This window comes from Flavobacterium resistens (genome assembly GCF_900182645.1).
Classification (GTDB): domain Bacteria; phylum Bacteroidota; class Bacteroidia; order Flavobacteriales; family Flavobacteriaceae; genus Flavobacterium; species Flavobacterium resistens.
Genome location: NZ_FXTA01000003.1, coordinates 375,019 through 393,976 on the forward strand (window position 1 = coordinate 375,019; position 18,958 = coordinate 393,976).

Genomic DNA, 18,958 nt, shown 5'->3' on the forward strand with positions numbered 1-18,958 from the left:
GACTTTAATTCGCATATTTAAAATCCCAAATTTCAATCGCAGTTATTGAAATTTGGGATTTTTTATTTTAGCATTTTTATGATTCTAAAGTTGGCTTTCGCAATAACTTTCCGTTTTCGTTTTCTTTAAATTTTGGTACAAAAACAATTTCTTTTGGTTTTTCAAATTTTCCTAAAATATCAAAAAAATCAGGGGCAAAATCTTGTTTTTCACCTTCTATAACCAAAATTAATTTTTCACCTAAAACTGAATCCGGAACTCCGGTAACAAAAAAACGATTTGAGATTTTGCCAACCAATTTTGCTTCAATCTGTTCAGGAATTAGCTTCACTCCTCCACTATTAATCACATTGTCGATTCTTCCTAAAAAAACAAATTGTTTATCATTTATCAATTCGACCAAATCATTCGTAATAATTGGTTCATCAGAAATAGACGAAACATAAATTACGAGACAACCGCGATTATCTTTTTCGATTTTTACATTTGGCAAGATTGAGAAAGCACTTTCTCCAACTTTTTTGGCAGCAATATGCGTTATGGTTTCGGTCATTCCATACGTTTCGTATATTTCACCATTCAATTTTAGTAATTCCGCTTCAAGCGTAGAATCCATTTTTGCTCCGCCAATGATTAATTTCTTTACATTTTTAAGCTTTTCAATTGAATTCTGAACTTGTAAAGGAACCATTGCTACGAAATCATATTTCTCCGAATTAAAAGCTAAAGGTTCAGTACTTGGTGCTTTAACATCAATATCAAGTCCTAAAATCAAACTTCTCACCAACATCATTTTTCCGGCAATAAATTGAGTTGGCAAACACAACAACGCTCTGTCTCCTGGCTCCAAACCAAAAAAATCTCCAGTTGCCAAAGCCGACTGGATCATAGCTTGTTTTTCTAATCTGACTACTTTTGGAAGTCCGGTTGTACCCGAAGTCGTCATTTCGATATAATCCTTATTATCAAACCAATCCAGAAGAAACTCACCTATTGCACGCTCATAAACATCACCTTCTTTTATGAAACTGTAGCCAACGCGGCATAAATCTTTTGCATTTAAATGATATCCGTTGATTTTAAAATAATTATGTACATTTTTATGTGTTAACTGTGTCATGATTATTAAATTAAAGATTTTTAAGTAGTTATCTCACCAGTCAATTTTTCTTTCCAATTTGTCCATTTATATTTTTTGCTGAAAATAAACAGCAAAATAGGATACACAATTACAACAGGCAATATTACGTCAAGACCCGCCGAAGGTTCAGACATATCTTTGAAAATAGAATGTGTTTGAAAAACGGTCCAATCTGACGTTACCAACAAAGCGCCGGTCAAATTATTTGCAGCATGAAAGCCAAGTGCCAGCTCTATTCCTTCATCCATAAGTGTAATGATTCCTAAAAACAAGCCGGTTCCTATGTAATAAACCATAATAATATAGCCCATTTTTGCTACTTCGGGATTAAAAACATGCATGGAACCAAAAATAAGTGAAGTCATCATTAATGGAAACCATCTGTTTTTAGCCAAATTTGCAAAACCTTGCATTAAATATCCTCTAAAAACATATTCTTCGGTACTGGTTTGTATCGGAATAAGCAAAGTTCCTATGACAACTAAAATCAAAAAAGGAACTAATTTAAAATTCCAAATAAAATTCTGAGGATCATTTAAATAAAGAACTCCAAAACTCAAAACGGAGAAAATTGCCCAAAGTATAAATGAAAATAAAATTCGGTTCCAATCGACTTTCTTTCGTGATGTAGTTACTGATAGAAGTGTTTGGCGATGAAGATATTTTACAACCAAATAAATACCCGCAAACGCAAAAACAAAAGAAATCATAACCAAAAATAAAGTCATATTAGGTTCAAATACTTTTAAAACTGCGTCATTACCAGTCGGGATTTCTGTTTTATTTTTAAAACTAGAATAAAGAACCGCTACAGAAAGCGGAATCTGGCCAATAAACGACGCTACTATAATAATTATTGAACCAATCAGATACAGAAAAAATTTATTGTGAGGCTTAATTCCTTGTTCTAAAAACATTTATATATAATTTTAAAATGAGAATTCGATTTAATAAGTAAATAGTATTTTTGGTCCTGCGAAAATACCTAATTTTTGCGTTAACTATCTTACAATTCCTAAATATAACAAAATGATACAAATTTATCATAATCCGCGCTGCGGAAAATCAAGAAGCTGTTTGGCTTTTATTGATCAGTCAAAAGAAGAATATGAAATTATTCCTTATTTAACAGATACTCCAAGTTTTTCAGAATTAAAAGATCTTCTAGCAAAATTAAACCTGGAACCAATTCAGTTAGTTCGAATTAAAGAAAATATCTGGATAGAAAATTACAAAGGAAAAAACCTTACTAGCGACGAAATTGTTCAGGCAATGGTTGAAAATCCAATTTTAATTGAAAGACCAATTGTTGTTAAAGATGGAAAAGCTATTATTGGAAGAGATCTAAATCTGGTAGCCAATTTTCTGGATTAATTTCAAAAGTCGAATTAACATTTTTTTGTGATTTACTCTTTAAACCAAACGTCAAATTTTTGGTCTAAACAGGAAATGAAACCAAAAATAAAATGAAGAAAATCAAATTTGCTGTACTGCTTGTTCTTTTTTTTACAAGTTTTTACAACTATGCACAACAGGCGCCTCCTGGTAGAAACAAGGTAAAAGTTACTGGAAAAGTTTTAGAAAAGGTTAGCAAACAGCCACTTGAATACGCCATTATTTCGTTTAAGGCACCTAACAACACAAAAGTTGTTGCTGACGGAGTCACAAATCCAAAAGGAGAATTTGAAATAGCGGTAGCACCTGGAACTTATGATATTAAAGTAGAATTCATTTCGTTTAAATCAACTGAAATCAAAGGAAAAACTATTTCTGGCGATACAAGTTTGGGCGTTGTCAGTTTATCAGAAGATGCAGCACAATTGAACGAAGTTGTCGTTCGTGCTGAAAAATCGACTGTAGAAATAAAATTGGACAAAAAAGTATACAGCGTTGGTCAGGATATGATGGTAAAAGGAGGAACAGTAAGTGATGTTCTTGACAATGTTCCGTCTGTTTCTGTTGATACTGAAGGAAATGTAAGTTTAAGAGGAAGCGACAATATTAGAATTCTGATTGACGGACGACCTTCAAATGCTATTAATATTGCCGAAGCTTTACGTCAGCTTCCAGCTGATGCAATTGACAAAGTAGAAGTTATTACCAATCCGTCTGCTCGTTACGATGCGGAAGGTGGATCTGGATTAATCAATATTATTCTTAAAAAAGGTAAAAACCAAGGATTCAACGGAACTTTTATAGCTTCAACAGGGATTCCTGAAACTTACGGTTTAAGTGGTAATTTGAACTACAAAACTGAAAAATTAAATTATTTTACAACTTTAGGATACAATCACAGAACAAACGAAGGAGCTGGTTTAACCAACACTGAATATTTGAACGCTGACGGAACTCCTAAAGGTTTCTTGGATGAAGATCGTGATACTAAAAGAACTTCAGATGGTTTTAACGGAAGAGCAGGAATCGAATGGACTGTGGCGCCAAATACCTATTGGACAAACGCCATTAACTATCAAAAAAATTCAGGCGATACACGTGATTTAATCAATTACAACAATTTTGATGCATCGCATGCTTTTACAGGAACTTCTTTCCGTTTAAATGATGGTGAAACCGGAAGTCAAAACGTTGAGTATACTTCTAATTTAATCAAAAACTTCAACGACAAAGGGCATAAACTGACCGCCGACTTATCGATTTCTAAAAACGATGACGATAGCAACAGTACTATTACTGCTTCTCCAAATTACAATACTACATTAAATAATCAGGTTCAAAAGCAAGTATTATTCCAAGCTGATTATGTTTTGCCATTAGGAAAAGGAAGTCAGTTTGAAGCTGGATACAAAGGAAGTTTTGGTGATTTGAACAATGAATATTTTGTAACTGATGAAAATGGATTAAAAGACCCAAATCTTTCAAACACATTAGAATACAAAGAAAACATCAATGCGCTTTACACACAATATGGTTTCAAAGTAAATAAATTCTCTTACTTATTTGGACTTCGTTGGGAGGATACAAATATTCATGTGAATTTATTGGAGACAAGTGATTTCAATACTAAAAAATACAACAACTTGTTTCCAAGTGCTTTTATTAGTTATGAAATCTCAGATCAGAGTAGTTTTTCTGCTAGCTACAGCAAGCGTTTAACTAGACCAAGAGGGCGTTTCATGAACCCAGCTGTAAACTATTCAAGTAACATCAATATTTTTCAAGGAAATCCGGATCTAGATCCTTCATTGACTGATAAATACGACATTGGATACATTAAACGTTGGAGCAAATTAACTTTCAATACATCGGCATATTTTGAAGACACAAAAGATGTTTTCAGTTTTGTACGTACTCCAAATGGTAATTTAGTAAATGGTATTCCGGTTATTTTAAATAGACCAATCAACCTTGGAAAAGAACAAAAATTCGGATTTGAATTTACATTGAATTACACGCCATTCAAAATCTGGAGAATCAACAGTAATTTCAACTTCTACAACGTAAAAACAACTGGAGAAAACACTTATGTTGATTTCAACGGAAATACAGTAGTACAAAATCTTGACAATCAAGCGAACACTTGGTTTGCAAGAATCAACTCAAAGTTAACTTTGCCATATAAAATTGACTGGCAGTTAAGTGCAAACTACAACGGTTCACAAAAAACAGCTCAAGGAAAAAACTTAGACATGTTTGGTATGAACACAGCATTGAGCAAAGATGTCATGAAAGACAAAGCAACTATTGCATTCAATATCAGCGATATTTTCAATTCTAGAATTATGAGATCATATACGTATCTGCAAAATTCTACAACACTTGAAAGCCAAACAGCATATAGCGAAATGCAATTCCGTAAACGTCAATTCAATTTATCGTTTACCTACCGTTTCAACAAACCTAAAGGAGAAAGAGATAAAAATGCTGCGCCAAAAGAAGGTGATGGCGGAGGAGACTTCCCAGGATAATAATATAAAAGCCCAATATTTAAAAATCCAAATTCCAAGTTTAAAAACTGGAATTTGGATTTTTTTTTTATATCAGATTTAAATAAAAAAAAGGACTCACAATTGTGGTCCTTTTTTATGAAATCAATTAATATTTAACTGATTGTTCTTCTTGTCTTTTTTTAGCTCTCTTTTCTTTGAACATTTCCCAGCTAGCTCCCGTAACCCAATAAGATACGAAACCAACCAAGAAAAACATTAACCAAAACCCTATAGTTAGTATGGTTAAGAAAAGTAAAAAGCCTAAGTACTGTGAAAATTCAAACATGTTTTCCGGAATTTTTGAATGTTACGACAAATGTAGGTTATAAATTCGTCCTTGGCAATAAAATCTAAATCAATTTTCGGGAAATAACATTTATCCGTATATTTATACTCATTTTAAATAAGCTTTTTTTGAATGCGAAACCTTTTAAATAAAGACTTCATCGAAATTCATAATAATTTTCAGGAGCTGATTCCTGCTGTCCGCTATATCTTTTGTGCTGAACCCCAGCACAAAAGGATGCCGCTCCCATCAGGGCTAGGAAACCCGTTTTCAAGAGAAGTTCATTTTTACAGACAACATTTCACATTTTACAGACAACATTTCACATTTTACAAATAACATTTTACAAACAACGTAATGAAATACAGAATAGAAAAAGACACCATGGGTGAAGTTCAGGTCCCAGCCGATAAATATTGGGGTGCTCAAACAGAACGTTCCCGAAACAATTTTAAAATAGGAAACTCCGGTTCAATGCCAAAAGAAATCATTGAAGGTTTTGCCTATTTAAAAAAAGCAGCCGCTTACGCTAATTATGATTTAGGAGTTTTGCCAATCGAAAAAAGAGACGCCATTGCAACAGTTTGCGACGAAATATTAGCCGGACAATTAGACGATCAGTTTCCGCTGGTAATTTGGCAGACCGGTTCAGGAACGCAAAGCAACATGAACGTAAATGAAGTAATTGCCAATCGCGCTCAAGTTTTGAAAGGTTTTGAAATTGGCGAAGGCGAACAATTCATAAAAGCAAATGACGATGTAAACAAATCGCAGTCATCAAATGATACTTTCCCAACAGGAATGCATATTGCGGCTTATAAAATGGTAGTTGAAACCACAATTCCGGGAGTTGAAAAACTACACACAACATTAGTCAAAAAAGCAACCGAATTTAAAGACGTCGTTAAAATTGGCCGTACGCACTTAATGGATGCAACACCTTTGACACTCGGACAGGAAATTTCTGGTTACGCAGCTCAATTAGCCTTCGGATTAAAAGCTTTAAAAAATACTTTAGCACATTTATCTGAAATTGCTCTAGGCGGAACTGCAGTTGGAACCGGATTAAACACACCAAAAGGTTACGATGTAAAAGTTGCCGAATACATTGCAAAATTTACCAACCATCCGTTTATAACAGCAGAAAACAAATTTGAAGCTTTAGCCGCGCATGATGCCATTGTAGAAACTCATGGAGCCTTGAAACAATTAGCCGTTTCATTAAACAAAATTGCAAATGATGTTAGAATGCTGGCATCTGGACCTCGATCTGGAATTGGCGAAATTCATATTCCTGAAAACGAACCAGGATCTTCTATTATGCCAGGAAAAGTAAATCCGACGCAATGCGAAGCTTTAACGATGGTTTGCGCGCAGGTTATTGGTAATGACATGGCAATTGCTGTTGGTGGCATGCAAGGACATTACGAACTTAATGTTTTTAAACCCGTTATGGCTGCAAACTTTTTACAATCGGCTAGATTATTAGGAGATGCGTGTGTTTCATTTGATGAACATTGCGCTCAAGGAATCGAGCCAAATTACAAACGCATCAAAGAATTGGTAGACAACTCCCTTATGCTTGTAACCGCTTTAAATACTAAAATTGGTTATTACAAAGCAGCTGAAATTGCTCAAACGGCCCACAAGAATGGAACAACTCTGAAAGATGAAGCTGTTCGTTTAGGCTATGTTTCTGCAGAAGATTTTGATGCTTGGGTGAAACCGGAGGATATGGTGTAAATTAATTGTGAATTATAAATGGTTAATGGTTAATTAATCTGCAACGTTATATAAAAAGAGCTTTCTAAAATTTAGAAAGCTCTTTTTAAATTTATAATTAACAATTTACAATTCACCATTATCAACGTAGTCTTGCAAATAACTGAATCTTTCCGTCAATTTTCCGTTTTCGGTGATTTTGGCGCGTTTTAGAATTCCGTCTTTATCTCCATTGAAGAAAGCTGGAATTACATGTTCCATAAATTGTTCTCCAAAACCTTCGCTGGCATCTTTCGGAATTTCACAAGGCAAATTATCAACAGCCATTACTGCAACCGCAGCCGGATGAAAAAAATCAACTTCCTTATCTTCTAAAGGAAAATAACCATATAAAGGCTCTGCAATAGTTGATGAACGAACGGTACAGGCAATCGGCCCGCCAACGTCACATGAAATGTCTGCCACAACTTTAAGTTTGCAATCGCTGGCATTCAACATTTCTCTTGTCAAAATCATTGGCGCCGCACTGGCGTGAAAATGTCCTGCAAAATAAATATCCGAAACTTTTGTAAATTTCTCAAAATCAGAAGTATATTCTTCAGGATGATTTACAAAATCTTTAAAGTCCAAAACTTGTCCGTCTTTTCTTTTATTATATTCTAAAACATCTAATTGAACATAAACTGCCTGTGCGTACTTTTTAGTCAAATAATTATCAATTGTAATTTCTTTAACTTTAATAGCGTCCAAAATTTCTTTTGCTCCACTCCCGACCTTTCCGGTTCCGGTAACAACAAATTTTAAGGCAGGCATTGTTATGCGTTTTAAATGCTTTATCAAATCCTCTTTTCCTGAAAGTGTTTCCGCTTTTGGAAGTTTAAATAATTCAAATTTAATTCCGAAAGCCCTGATTCCGTTGTAAACACCTACCATTCCGGCGTATTTCCCGAAACCTATTAAACGGTGATCTAACTCATTAACTATCGTTTCATGATCATATAAGTCAATTTTCTTTTCTAAAATAGCCTGAAGTAATTTTCGGTTATGAGGCTGTTTTTTTATGGTATGCGAAAAAAAGAAATACGCTTTATTTGGAATTAAATTTTCTACAGGAACCTCTTTTACTCCAAATAAGACATCACAGTCAGAAACATCATCTGTCACCGTTAAGCCCATACTTTTATATTGAAGATCTGAAAAAATCCTAATATCAGAACTCTCTACTTCTATTACAGCATCATGATATTGCTGTTTCAATTTTGCTAATGCATCTGGAGCAAATACTACACGTCTATCTGGTGGGTTTTTTCTTTCTTTTATAATTCCAAATTTCATTTAAATAAGTTTAAAGCTTTTAATAATATAACTTTTTACATCGTATTTGTTTCAAATATAACAAATTTCGTTAAAGTTTTGTTCAAAAATTACAATTTAGAATATTTAAAAACCGTTGAACGCTGAATAACAATCGACTAACTAAAAATTTAGTTAAAATTATGTTAACATAGCCTTTTGAAGTCGCTAAAATTTCAAAAACATAAATATTGAATTCTATATATTTGTTTTTAAAGAATGATGAAAATGAGTTTCCTTAAAATGACAAAGATACCACAAATACTTTTCCTAATTTTAGTTTTAAGTTCATGTGGCAATGATAAAAAGACTAGCGTTGATCCAGCTTCAGTAGTTGAAGATACAATGCCAAAGATGAAGCCATTAGGGCCGGAAAAAAGAATATCACAAGCCTACATAAATTCCGTAAAAGGCAGAATTAATCACTTTTATAATAAAAACTGGCCAAACAATAGCATGAATGGAAGTTTTTTAGTGGCAAGAAACGGACAAATTATTTTTGAAAGATACAATGGTTACGCCAACAAAAATGAAGGAACAAAAATCACTGCCGAAACTCCTGTACAAATTGCATCAGTAAGTAAAGTTTTGACGGCAACTGCTGTTTTAAAATTGGTAAATGCAGGAAAACTTGATTTGGATCAAAAAGTCAATACGATTCTAAAAACCTTTCCATACGAAGATTGTACAGTTCGAATGCTTTTAAGTCATCGCACCGGAATGCGCAATTATGCTTATTTTACAGATCATGACAAATCGGTTTGGGACAGACATAATCAATTAACAAATAAAGATATTCTAGATATTTTAGCCACAAAAGACATTGGTCTTGAAGCAAAAACCGGAACTCGTTTCGGATATTGTAATACCAATTATGCAATGTTGGCGTTGATTATCGAAAAAATCACAGGTTTAAAATATAAAGAAGCAATGGCTGAAATGATTTTCAAGCCATTGGGCATGACGCATACTTATATTTTTGATGATGATAAAGACAGAAAAACAATTGTTCCGTCATATAAAGGAAACGGAGCTGAAATTGGTTTTGATTATTTAGATAATGTTTACGGAGACAAAAATGTTTTTTCAACTGTTCGCGATCTTTTGAAATTTGACCGCGCAAGACAATCACCTGACTTTTTAAAACCGGCTTTATTAAAACAAGTTTATACGGGTTACAGCAACGAGCGCAAAGGAACTAAAAACTACGGTCTTGGAATCAGAATGATTAATTGGGAAACGGGACAGAATTTTTATTTCCACAACGGTTGGTGGCATGGCAACACCTCATCTTATATTACTTTAATGAAGGAGCATGTAACCATTATTGCGCTATCAAATAAAATGACCAGAAACACTTATGCGGTTCGTAAACTGGCTCCAATTTTTGGCGATTATCCTTTTAATTTCAAGGACGAAGAGTAAAACTAATAGTCATAAAGTCGAAAGTCAAAAGTCGTAAAGTCCTAAAATAGTTGCTAATATTGACTTTGGACTTTTGACTTTCGACTTTATGACTTTTTTTTAAAATTTTAGCAGAAAGTAATTTCAAATAGTATAAATTTGCAGACTTATTTTTTGGGGTCGACTGGTTTTGACAGCAAGTCGAATTGAACAGTAAGCACGTCGAGCATTGAGACCTTGCTCGTAAATATAAGATCTCGAACTTTTACACGGCGAAAATAATTACGCTTTAGCTGCTTAATCCGAATCATAGTAAGATTGCGCCACGTCTCTACAAGGTAGAGAAGCTGGATTCTCCTGGAAAGCCTTGGTTTGTGGCGTTCCGTTCAGGGGAACCGTAAAAATAAACCTAGATTTCTATGAGCTTCGGGTAGATTTCGAAAATTAAGAAGATAAGTGTTCGGTGGCTGTTTCTGGCCTAGCTTAACATCGAAAATCTAATCAGGAAATAAACGTGTAGAAAGCTCTTTAGTTGCTTGTTTGGACCCGGGTTCGATTCCCGGCGACTCCACAGAAAAAAGCCTGTAAACTCTATGTTTACAGGCTTTTTGTTTTTTAATTCATTTAAATAATTATTTCGCGTAATTCTGAATAAGAAGTAACGAGATCACTAAGTGTAAATCCACGATTTAGACCACTCGGATTAGGGAGTATCCAAACCTTGGCCCCGCAAAAATCTTCAGACTGTAATCCCCATGTAATTTGTTTTTTACCTGAAAAAGCTTTGTAGGCGGCTTTACCAAGAAAAGCAATATACTTAGGTTTAAATTGCTTGATCTTGTCCCTAAAAATCTCAATTGCATCATCAAATTCCTCTTTTGATAGCTGATCTGCACGAGAAGTTGCCCTTGCTACAGCTGTAGTCAAACCAAATTCAAAATTTAAGATGTCAATATCGTTTATGGCTTCTATTTGATATGGAGTAAAACCAGCCTGATGTAATACTTTCCAAAATCGATTGCTTCTTCCTGAAAAGTGATGTCCATCTAATGCCGATTTTAAGCCCGGATTAATTCCGCAAAAAAGCACATTCAAATTTTCTTTAATAATATCAGTTAACATTTATGAAATTCAAATCGGTTAGTTATAAGTTTAAAAATAGCAATTACTTTATACATCATTTTGATCCTAACAAAGTTACTTAAAGATAAATCGTCACAACGTCTTTTGCAATTAATTCCCTTTTGCAATAAAACCCGGAACTCCAGTTTTAACTACGCCATTAAATCGCTGTCTGATCGGTATAGAATTAATTTGGTCAAAAGCTTCTTGTGGTAAAATACCAATATTAAAATTTTCATAAGCACGTTCCAGAGTTTTAGGAGTAGTCAACAAGGTTGTACCACGCTGTACTGCCCAAGAAAGCAATACTTGTGCAGGCGTTTTTCCTGTTTTTTCTGCAATCTTTAAAACAATTTCATCTTCAATTGGTCCGGGCTTTATTCCGTGTCCAAGTGGGGCAAAAGCCAAAAAAACAATTCCTTTCTCTTTACAATAATCAAGAAGCTCATTTTCTGGTAAATATGGATGTGATTCCACTTGAACTACTGCTGGTTTTATTCTGGCAGCTTCATAGATAGGTATAAGCTCTGTTAAACTAATATCAGATAAGCCAATTGATCTGACCTTCCCGCTATCAACAAGACTTTCCATCGCTCTCCATGTATCCATCAAAGTTACTTCGTGATCGTAAATTACATTCCCGTTTTGATCTCTAGGATCCTGTTCCTCTCCAGGTTGAAAAGCAAATGGAGTATGAATAAGATAAAGATCCAGATAGTCAAGTCCAAGTCTCTTCAAACTTGCCTCAAACGCTGGTTTAACACGCTCCGGTCTATGATTAGTGTTCCATAACTTCGTAGTAACAAAAATCTCTTCACGTGTAATTCCTTCAATTGCCATTCCTTCTTTTAAGGCCTCTCCTACCTCTTTTTCGTTGCGGTATCGTTCTGCGGCATCAAAATGACGAAAACCCGCTTTTAATGCATCTTTAGTGGCACTTATTGTTAATAATGGATCAGGAATAAGGGTTCCAAATCCGAGTGAAGGGATGCTTAAGTTTTTATATGATATGCTCATTTTTGAATATTTTTAAGTTAATATTTTTTCCTTTTCATCAACAAATTGTTACAATTCTCTGAAGGTTATTAAGCCTTAGAATTAAAAGATAAAGTTCCAGCTAAAAACTCAGATACATATGTGACATACATCACATATTAGTATAAAAATCGTCTACATTTTTAGGTTCAGATGTACTAAGTAAATCACGTAAAAACCCCCAGTAATTAGGGGAAATTTGCCCTTGTTGCAACGTTTCTAAACTTATAATTTAGTTTCAGAATTCATGGCCAGAATTTAATTCGGAGTAAGTCGAAAATCCAAGAAAGAGTAGACGTAATTTTATTAATAATAAAATGGAAACTTTAGAAGAACAATTCAAAAACATGCATCTTCTTGACCGAGATGAGCGCTTGAGATTACTCAGTAAAATAGATATAATTCGCCCGGAAATCCTGAAGCCTTTTTTTCCTGGACGATGGCTTTGGAAACGCTGTAATCTAAAAGTTTTGATTGTAACAGATGGTGGTTTGGATTTTGGTACGGGAGCATTTGGCTTATCTGAATTTTTAACCACTTTTAATGAACTGCAAAGATCTACCTGGTATAATTACCAAATAACACTTGGTCACAGAAGTCCTACCGCTTTTTCAAATCCTAATCCATTGGTTGTAGCCACTATTCCAAGTTTTAATTTTGCTTCAAGTGTAACGCTTGCTAATTTTGACCAGGTGTGGTTGTTTGGTATCAATTCTGGATCAGGTTTACCAACTAATGAATTAGCCGCGGTTGAAACTTATATGAATAATGGTGGCGGATTATTTGCTACAGGTGATCATGGGACTTTAGGTTCAGCTATGTGCAGTAATATACCAAGAGTAAAAGACATGAGACATTGGGCTGATTTCGGCGCAAATGAAGTGGGCATGACCCAGCCACGAAGAAACGATACAAACCGACCAAAAGCAGGTGATGCAACTTCTTTGTATTTTGATAACCAATCAGACAACATTCCGCAAAATATTTCTGTGAGAATATTTGGTACAGGCCTGCCGCATCCTTTGTTATCCATTAAAAAAAGTATCAGACCATCTGGATTAATTGACATTATGCCAGATCATCCGCATGAAGGTGAATGCAAACCTGAAACATCATTTACTGTTAATGGGATCACTGTGGCTACTCAAAATATTGCAACTTCTCATGTTTTAGGAGGCAGCACTACTGGAGGTGGCGGAAAATCGCTAACTATTCCACATTCTTTTTCTTCTATTGCTGTATGGGATGGCCGTTTGGCAAAAGTGGGCCGTATCGTAGTCGATTCAACATGGCATCATTTTGTAAATGTTAATCTAAATGGGTCCGAATCTTTTTTTAACGGAGATGACAGACCGGGTTTACAATCTGGTTTAACCACAGCTGATTTTAAAGCTATTAGACAATATTATATGAATATTTCGCTTTGGATTACCAAAAACAAAGCATTTTTATGTTTGAGAAGATATGTGTGGTACTACCTTTTAAAAGATTCACAACTTATAGAAGCAAGTTTGAATTACCCACTTGAAAAAAGAGAAAATATTTCAATTGCAGATTTAAACAGTATTGGAGCGTTGGCAGAAGAAATTCTATCTGAAAAATATAGTCCGTCATTTGCCAGAGATTTTTTAATTGAAGCTCTTGAACCCATAAATCCAAATCTGGCTTATAAATTAAACATTTGGAAACCTGATAATCTGGAAGAAATTAGAAAAAAAGACGACAAATATTATCAACCTTGGGTAAACTTAGATTTTATTTTACATACTGCCATCGGAGGTGGATTTATCGCATTAAGAGATGATAAAATTATTTCTGATGAAAATGTAAATGAAAAAGATTTGGATAGTATAATCGATGTCTTCAACAAAGGAGCACAATTTGGTTTTGATAAATCTGTAACAAATCTTGGGACAAGCATTAACTCTTTGAGCAATGAATTAAAAATCAGACTTTAGCAATAATCTTTTTATAGGAAATAAAACTATTAAACATGTTTTTTTCATATTTAAGCATTGCATTAAAATCTAAGACACTACCAAAAAGCCTAATAAACTGTCTCGTCCTGAAATATCATAAAACAAAAAAAGCCTGACAAAAAATCAAAATTTTCATCAGGCTTTTTACTTATTTTTAAAAATTTTCTCATCAATATTTCCACACCAAAACATCGGCCGTTTTTATAGACTGAGTTCCAAAGATAATTTTTGCATCTTTTGGCAAATTGAAGTTATAAGGCTTATCAGAATAGTTAACTGCTATTCCGAAACCGTCGCGATAATCGATCATTACTCCTTCTGGATAATCTTCTATAGGTGCGTTTTGCTGTTTGTATAATTTTCTGATTACTTGTTTTTCTAAGTCGCCATTTTTCGAATCTGTACCAACGTATGTCACGGTTCCTTTTCCTAATTTATGCGAAACGACAGATGCTGTACCTGCATAAAAATCACCTTGATAAGTTGCCCAGATTTCTGTTCCTTTATTCGGTTTTAGTAAATCTCCCCAACTTGTCCAGGCAAATTCTTGATTTTCAAATTTAATAGCACCAGGAGAATGAGGCATTAATAAATCATACGATTCTATTTGAGATCCTATCAAACTCCAAATGGGCTCATAAAATTTTGCCTCCCAAAGATGTCCTTGACGGTTTTGGATTCCAGATCGGCAACTCATGATTAAATTTCCACCATTTTTTGCGTACAAGGTTAATTTATCAATCAATTTTTGATCGATCATTTGATAAGCCGGCACGATCAAGAAAGGATATCTTGAAAAATCTGTTGTGTCTCTGACGAAATCAACCGGCGCACCAATTGACTTTGAAGCTTTATAATATTTTAAAAAGTGATTAATCGTATTCCATTCTTTGGTTTGCTTATTTAAGTCAATCCCTATCACATTATCCGGATTGAACAAAATTCCGGTTTTACGTTTTAGATAATAGTCTGGTAATTCTGCCTTTGCGTTATAGTTTTTTCGAAGTGTTTCTATTTCTTTTATAAATTGGCTGAATTCCAGTCCGCCCGGTGTTGGCGTCACGCCATCTGTACCAACGATACCATAGTGATACTGCTCATAACCATACAAAGGAGCACGAAAACGATACGTACATTCGAATTTACTGCCTCCTGCAAAAACATGCCACAGCCACATTCGAACACTGCCCGGCAAAGGTTGCGGATTAATGCTTCCCCAGTTCACTTGTCCCGGCTGTAATTCCATACAACCATACATTCCTTTAAGCGGTCTGAAAAAATCATTAGCCATTCCGATAGCAGCATAATCTCCCAAACGATATCCATTTTTTCCTATCCCAAAACTTCCACCATAAACCATATAACGAGTATAGCAATCAAAATCAAATTCTGTGCTCATACCAATAAAACTCTCATCATAAGCGGGTCTATAATTAGAAGTAATCCATTGATCCTTGCTTACATATTTGCGAATGACTGCCGCTTGAGAATCCAGAAAAGTAGCAGTTTCCTTATCGGAAAATCTGTAATGATCCAATTGCGAATGCAAATTCATTCCCCATTCTTTATGCAAAGGAATATTTATTTCACTGAAATCAGAATAAATACCACTCCAAAAACTATTGCCCCAAGCTTTATTAAGAGTGTCGATATTCTGATATTTTTCCTTTAGCCAATTGCGGTAACGTTGTTGTGCATCTGCTCCATAATCCAGAAAACGTGCTGGTTCATTATCTATTTGCCAACCAATGATATTTTTGTTATTTCCATATTTTTTTGCCAATTGCTCGACCATTTTTAAAGAATAACTTCTATAGTAATTGCTCGAAAATGAGGCGTGTTGTCTAGAACCATGATCACTTTTGGTCCCATCCTCATACGTAACGAGTACATCTGGATGCTTGCGCACCAGCCATACGGGAGGCGTTGCTGTAGAAGTGCACATGACAATTTTTAGTTTATATTTTGTTGCAATTGCTACTGCTTTATCAAGCCATTTAAAATCATAAACTCCTTCTTGTGGTTCTAATTGTGCCCAAGCAAATTCTCCAAAATGAGTAAACTCAAAACCCATTTCTGCAATTTTTTTCAGATCTCTATCCCATTGGCTTTCATCCCAATGTTCGGGATAATAATAAACTCCTACGGTAGTCAGATCTTTTTTTGGAAAATACTTTTCAAATTTTTGAGCATTTGTCACCATACAAGCCATTGTCACTAAAAAAGTTAGCACCAACTTTTTGAATATCTTTCTTTTAATAATCTTCATCTCTTATTTACGGATTTGTTACATAAATTAAAGTGTTAAATATACACTTATTTTAAAATATAAAACAGTTACAAATATCTTTCTTTTCAAAATCTTTGTTTCAAAACACAAAAGACACAAATAAGCTTAGGCGGTTTGCAATTTTAAAATTATCTTTACGGATATGTATACACAAGGACTTCTTTCACCACCACGATTTTAATAGCATCTCTGATCTAACAGAGCATACTTTCGGCGCGCTTGCCGAATGATTTTGTATGCTTATTTGATAATATTAAAATCTGCCATTTTTGGTGCAAAAAATTCATGAAAAATTCTTATTTCCTATTACATCTAGCCGTATTTTTGGCTGGATTCACTGGCGTATTTGGTAAACTGATTACACTTAATGAAGGTTTACTGACATTCTACCGAGTTCTCTTTTCAGCAATAATATTATTTATCCTAACCCGATTTTTGAAAATTGGAAGCGATACCACAAACTCCGAAAAAAAATCAATTGGTAAAGTTGGGATATTGATTACCGTTCACTGGGTGTTTTTCTATGCCAGCATTAAATATTCAAACATTTCCATTGGTGTGATTTGTTATTGTTTGACTAGCTTTTTTACTGCAATCTTCAAACCTTTGATTGATAAAACGAATTTCAAATTTACCGAATTAGTGCTGAGTACTTTGACTTTAGCAGGAATTAGCCTAATATTTCATTTTGATGCATCATATCAATTGGGAATTATTCTTGGAGTGATTTCTTCAGCTTTTGCTGCGCTTTACACCATTTATAATGAACGTTTGGTTCAGTTTTATGACAGCAGGCTTATCAATTATTACCAAATGGTTTCGGGTTCGATTTTTCTAATCGTTTTGTTGCCTGCTTATTTATACTTTTTTCCAGTAAAAACTATTGCCCCTGATTTAAGCGACACGATTTATCTTATTTTATTGGCATTATTCTGTACAGTTGGCCTTTATGTTTTGTTTGCCGAAGTATTAAAAAAGATTCCAGCTTTTACCGTAAATCTGACTTTTAATCTAGAACCCATTTATGCCATTGTGATTGCTTTTCTTTTTTTCAATGAAAGCAAATCTGTAAATACTTCCTTTTATGCTGGAATACTTTTTATTATAAGTTCAGTTGTGTTGCAATCTTATGCATCATCAAAAACAAAACTTAAATAAATTACGATTTAAAAAAAAAAGCCTGAAAATTTAGTTTTTCAGGCTTTTTTACTTTCCAAAATATTTAAATATCGGCGTATAAAATTTATTTTACATCAAACCAAAGTTTCGTAGTCAGCAAATCTTTTCCTTGACCTGCAACTGCAGCTTGGTAACTGTCTCCGTTTAATGATTGCTCTGTTCCTGGATAAAAGAAACGTGAAGGAATTTTTCCATCTAGAACTGTTGCTGGACCTGCTTTCAAAACCGGATAATCTAATCTTCTCCATTCTGTAAAAGCGTCTAATCCTTGTCCGTAGAAAGCAATCCATTTTTGCGTACCAATCGATTTAGCATAATTTGTAGCATCGTATTTTACTGTTGCCTGATTCAGATAATTCGAAATCGCAGTTGCATCGGTAATTCCAAATTGATTGAATGATGCCGTAATTGCATTTTTATAATACTGTTCAGCATCTCCGGAAATATAGCCACGAGCCACAGCTTCAGCAAGATTGAACAATGTTTCTGAATAAGAAGCAATTACTGCCGGCGATGCCGAAGTCAAAAAGTAAGTTCCCGGTTTTGATGTTTTGGCAAAACCCTGGCTATTGGCATCACTGTTAGATAATCCGTTAGCTCCACCAACGTATTTTCCAACACTTGCATCTGATGGCAATTGCGCATAAACTGGCAAACGCGGATCTGATAATTCATACAACTTGTCAACCAATGTTTTCGAAATACGGAAATCATCACGAGTTTCAAACCAAGCCGAAGCCGGATTTTGTTGCGGTGAACTGATGTAAGTAAATTTGAAAGTATCTGCATTACTACTGATTAATCCGCCGGCATCGCTTGTTGCATCAATTGCTGCTTGTTTTGCCAAAGCTGGTTCTCTGTCAGAAATTCTCAATGCGATTCTTAAACGAAGCGAATTCACCAATTTTTTCCACTTTGAAATTTCGCCTTTATAAACCAAATCTCCAGTTACAGCGCCATTTGCTGTATTCAATAAAGATTGCGCTTGTTTTAAATCATCAAGCAATCCAGTATAAACTTCTTTTTGAGTATTGTAAGCTGGCGTTACTTTTAAACCGGCTTCTTTGTATGGAATGCTTCCATAAGCGTCAGTCAATAATAAAAATGTCCAAGAACGAAGCGTTAATGCAATTCCTTTATAATTTGAATTTGCCTGCGCATCAGGAAATTTAATGATGGTGTTCAAATCTGTAATTAATGTTGCATAACCTGTATTCCATAAAGAAGTAAACGAAGTATTTGAAACATCATATCGATCTGGTTCTGTATACTGGATTTTAGCCCAATGTTGAACAAACAACAAAGACGAGTTAAAGTTATTTCCATCACCCCAATATAAATCCGCTCCTTGTTTTAGTGTTCCTGTCAACAAGTAAGGCGCTAATGGTGTTTCAGTTGCATTTGGATTTGCATTAATATCATCCAAAGTATCGTTGCAAGAACTCAGTGTCAATGCAATCAAGGTTGTATATAATAGTTTTTTAAGCATGATTCCGAGTT

14 protein-coding genes and 1 other RNA gene are annotated in these 18,958 nt (G+C 34.5%); 7 read left to right on the forward strand and 8 right to left on the reverse strand.

Features of this window, described 5'->3' with window-relative positions:
- Positions 1-76: 76 nt before the first annotated feature.
- Together FN795_RS13045 and FN795_RS13050 are read right to left on the reverse strand one after the other, a co-directional pair.
- The gene (locus FN795_RS13045; protein WP_142451000.1) at positions 77-1,120 is read right to left on the reverse strand and encodes an AMP-binding protein; all 1,044 of its coding nucleotides are present in this window, start codon (positions 1,118-1,120) and stop codon (positions 77-79) included.
- A 20-nt stretch (positions 1,121-1,140) separates the two neighbouring features.
- Positions 1,141-2,058: a CPBP family intramembrane glutamic endopeptidase gene (locus tag FN795_RS13050; RefSeq protein WP_142451001.1), complete on the reverse strand. Its 918-nt coding sequence runs from the start codon at positions 2,056-2,058 to the stop codon at positions 1,141-1,143.
- Positions 2,059-2,170: 112 nt separating this feature from the next.
- Between FN795_RS13050 and arsC the strand changes: the two genes are divergently transcribed.
- On the forward strand, positions 2,171-2,515 hold the full coding sequence (gene arsC / locus FN795_RS13055; protein WP_142451002.1) for an arsenate reductase (glutaredoxin): 345 nt from the start codon (positions 2,171-2,173) through the stop codon (positions 2,513-2,515).
- 92 nt (positions 2,516-2,607) lie between these two features.
- The gene (locus tag FN795_RS13060; protein ID WP_142451003.1) at positions 2,608-5,067 is read left to right on the forward strand and encodes an outer membrane beta-barrel family protein; all 2,460 of its coding nucleotides are present in this window, start codon (positions 2,608-2,610) and stop codon (positions 5,065-5,067) included.
- A gap of 127 nt (positions 5,068-5,194) precedes the next feature.
- Here the strand turns inward: FN795_RS13060 and FN795_RS21580 are convergent, their stop codons facing one another.
- Positions 5,195-5,374, reverse strand: a complete 180-nt coding sequence (locus FN795_RS21580; protein ID WP_056202312.1) for a hypothetical protein — start codon at positions 5,372-5,374, stop codon at positions 5,195-5,197.
- A 357-nt stretch (positions 5,375-5,731) separates the two neighbouring features.
- On the opposite strand from FN795_RS21580, the gene fumC reads away from it, so the two are divergent.
- The gene (fumC, locus tag FN795_RS13070) at positions 5,732-7,117 is read left to right on the forward strand and encodes a class II fumarate hydratase (protein ID WP_142451004.1); all 1,386 of its coding nucleotides are present in this window, start codon (positions 5,732-5,734) and stop codon (positions 7,115-7,117) included.
- A 105-nt stretch (positions 7,118-7,222) separates the two neighbouring features.
- On the opposite strand, the gene FN795_RS13075 is transcribed toward fumC, so the two are convergent.
- On the reverse strand, positions 7,223-8,431 hold the full coding sequence (locus FN795_RS13075; RefSeq protein ID WP_142451005.1) for an NAD(P)-dependent oxidoreductase: 1,209 nt from the start codon (positions 8,429-8,431) through the stop codon (positions 7,223-7,225).
- A gap of 240 nt (positions 8,432-8,671) precedes the next feature.
- Here FN795_RS13075 and FN795_RS13080 point away from each other — a divergent pair, with 240 nt between their 5' ends.
- Positions 8,672-9,874 carry a serine hydrolase domain-containing protein gene (locus tag FN795_RS13080; protein WP_142451299.1) on the forward strand — a complete coding sequence of 401 codons (1,203 nt, stop codon included), beginning with the start codon at positions 8,672-8,674 and terminating at the stop codon, positions 9,872-9,874.
- A 155-nt stretch (positions 9,875-10,029) separates the two neighbouring features.
- Positions 10,030-10,427, forward strand: a transfer-messenger RNA (tmRNA) gene (ssrA, locus tag FN795_RS13085).
- 50 nt (positions 10,428-10,477) lie between these two features.
- On the opposite strand, the gene mug is transcribed toward ssrA, so the two are convergent.
- Positions 10,478-10,975 carry a G/U mismatch-specific DNA glycosylase gene (gene mug / locus FN795_RS13090; RefSeq protein ID WP_142451006.1) on the reverse strand — a complete coding sequence of 166 codons (498 nt, stop codon included), beginning with the start codon at positions 10,973-10,975 and terminating at the stop codon, positions 10,478-10,480.
- A gap of 111 nt (positions 10,976-11,086) precedes the next feature.
- The gene (locus tag FN795_RS13095; RefSeq protein ID WP_142451007.1) at positions 11,087-11,992 is read right to left on the reverse strand and encodes an aldo/keto reductase; all 906 of its coding nucleotides are present in this window, start codon (positions 11,990-11,992) and stop codon (positions 11,087-11,089) included.
- Between the two features lie 335 nt (positions 11,993-12,327).
- Between FN795_RS13095 and FN795_RS13100 the strand changes: the two genes are divergently transcribed.
- Positions 12,328-13,968: a hypothetical protein gene (locus FN795_RS13100; RefSeq protein ID WP_142451008.1), complete on the forward strand. Its 1,641-nt coding sequence runs from the start codon at positions 12,328-12,330 to the stop codon at positions 13,966-13,968.
- Between the two features lie 190 nt (positions 13,969-14,158).
- Here the strand turns inward: FN795_RS13100 and FN795_RS13105 are convergent, their stop codons facing one another.
- Positions 14,159-16,222: a beta-galactosidase gene (locus tag FN795_RS13105; protein WP_244289978.1), complete on the reverse strand. Its 2,064-nt coding sequence runs from the start codon at positions 16,220-16,222 to the stop codon at positions 14,159-14,161.
- Between the two features lie 342 nt (positions 16,223-16,564).
- Between FN795_RS13105 and FN795_RS13110 the strand changes: the two genes are divergently transcribed.
- Positions 16,565-17,437 carry a DMT family transporter gene (locus FN795_RS13110; protein WP_142451010.1) on the forward strand — a complete coding sequence of 291 codons (873 nt, stop codon included), beginning with the start codon at positions 16,565-16,567 and terminating at the stop codon, positions 17,435-17,437.
- 85 nt (positions 17,438-17,522) lie between these two features.
- On the opposite strand, the gene FN795_RS13115 is transcribed toward FN795_RS13110, so the two are convergent.
- Positions 17,523-18,947 carry a SusD/RagB family nutrient-binding outer membrane lipoprotein gene (locus FN795_RS13115; protein ID WP_142451011.1) on the reverse strand — a complete coding sequence of 475 codons (1,425 nt, stop codon included), beginning with the start codon at positions 18,945-18,947 and terminating at the stop codon, positions 17,523-17,525.
- Positions 18,948-18,958: the final 11 nt, after the last annotated feature.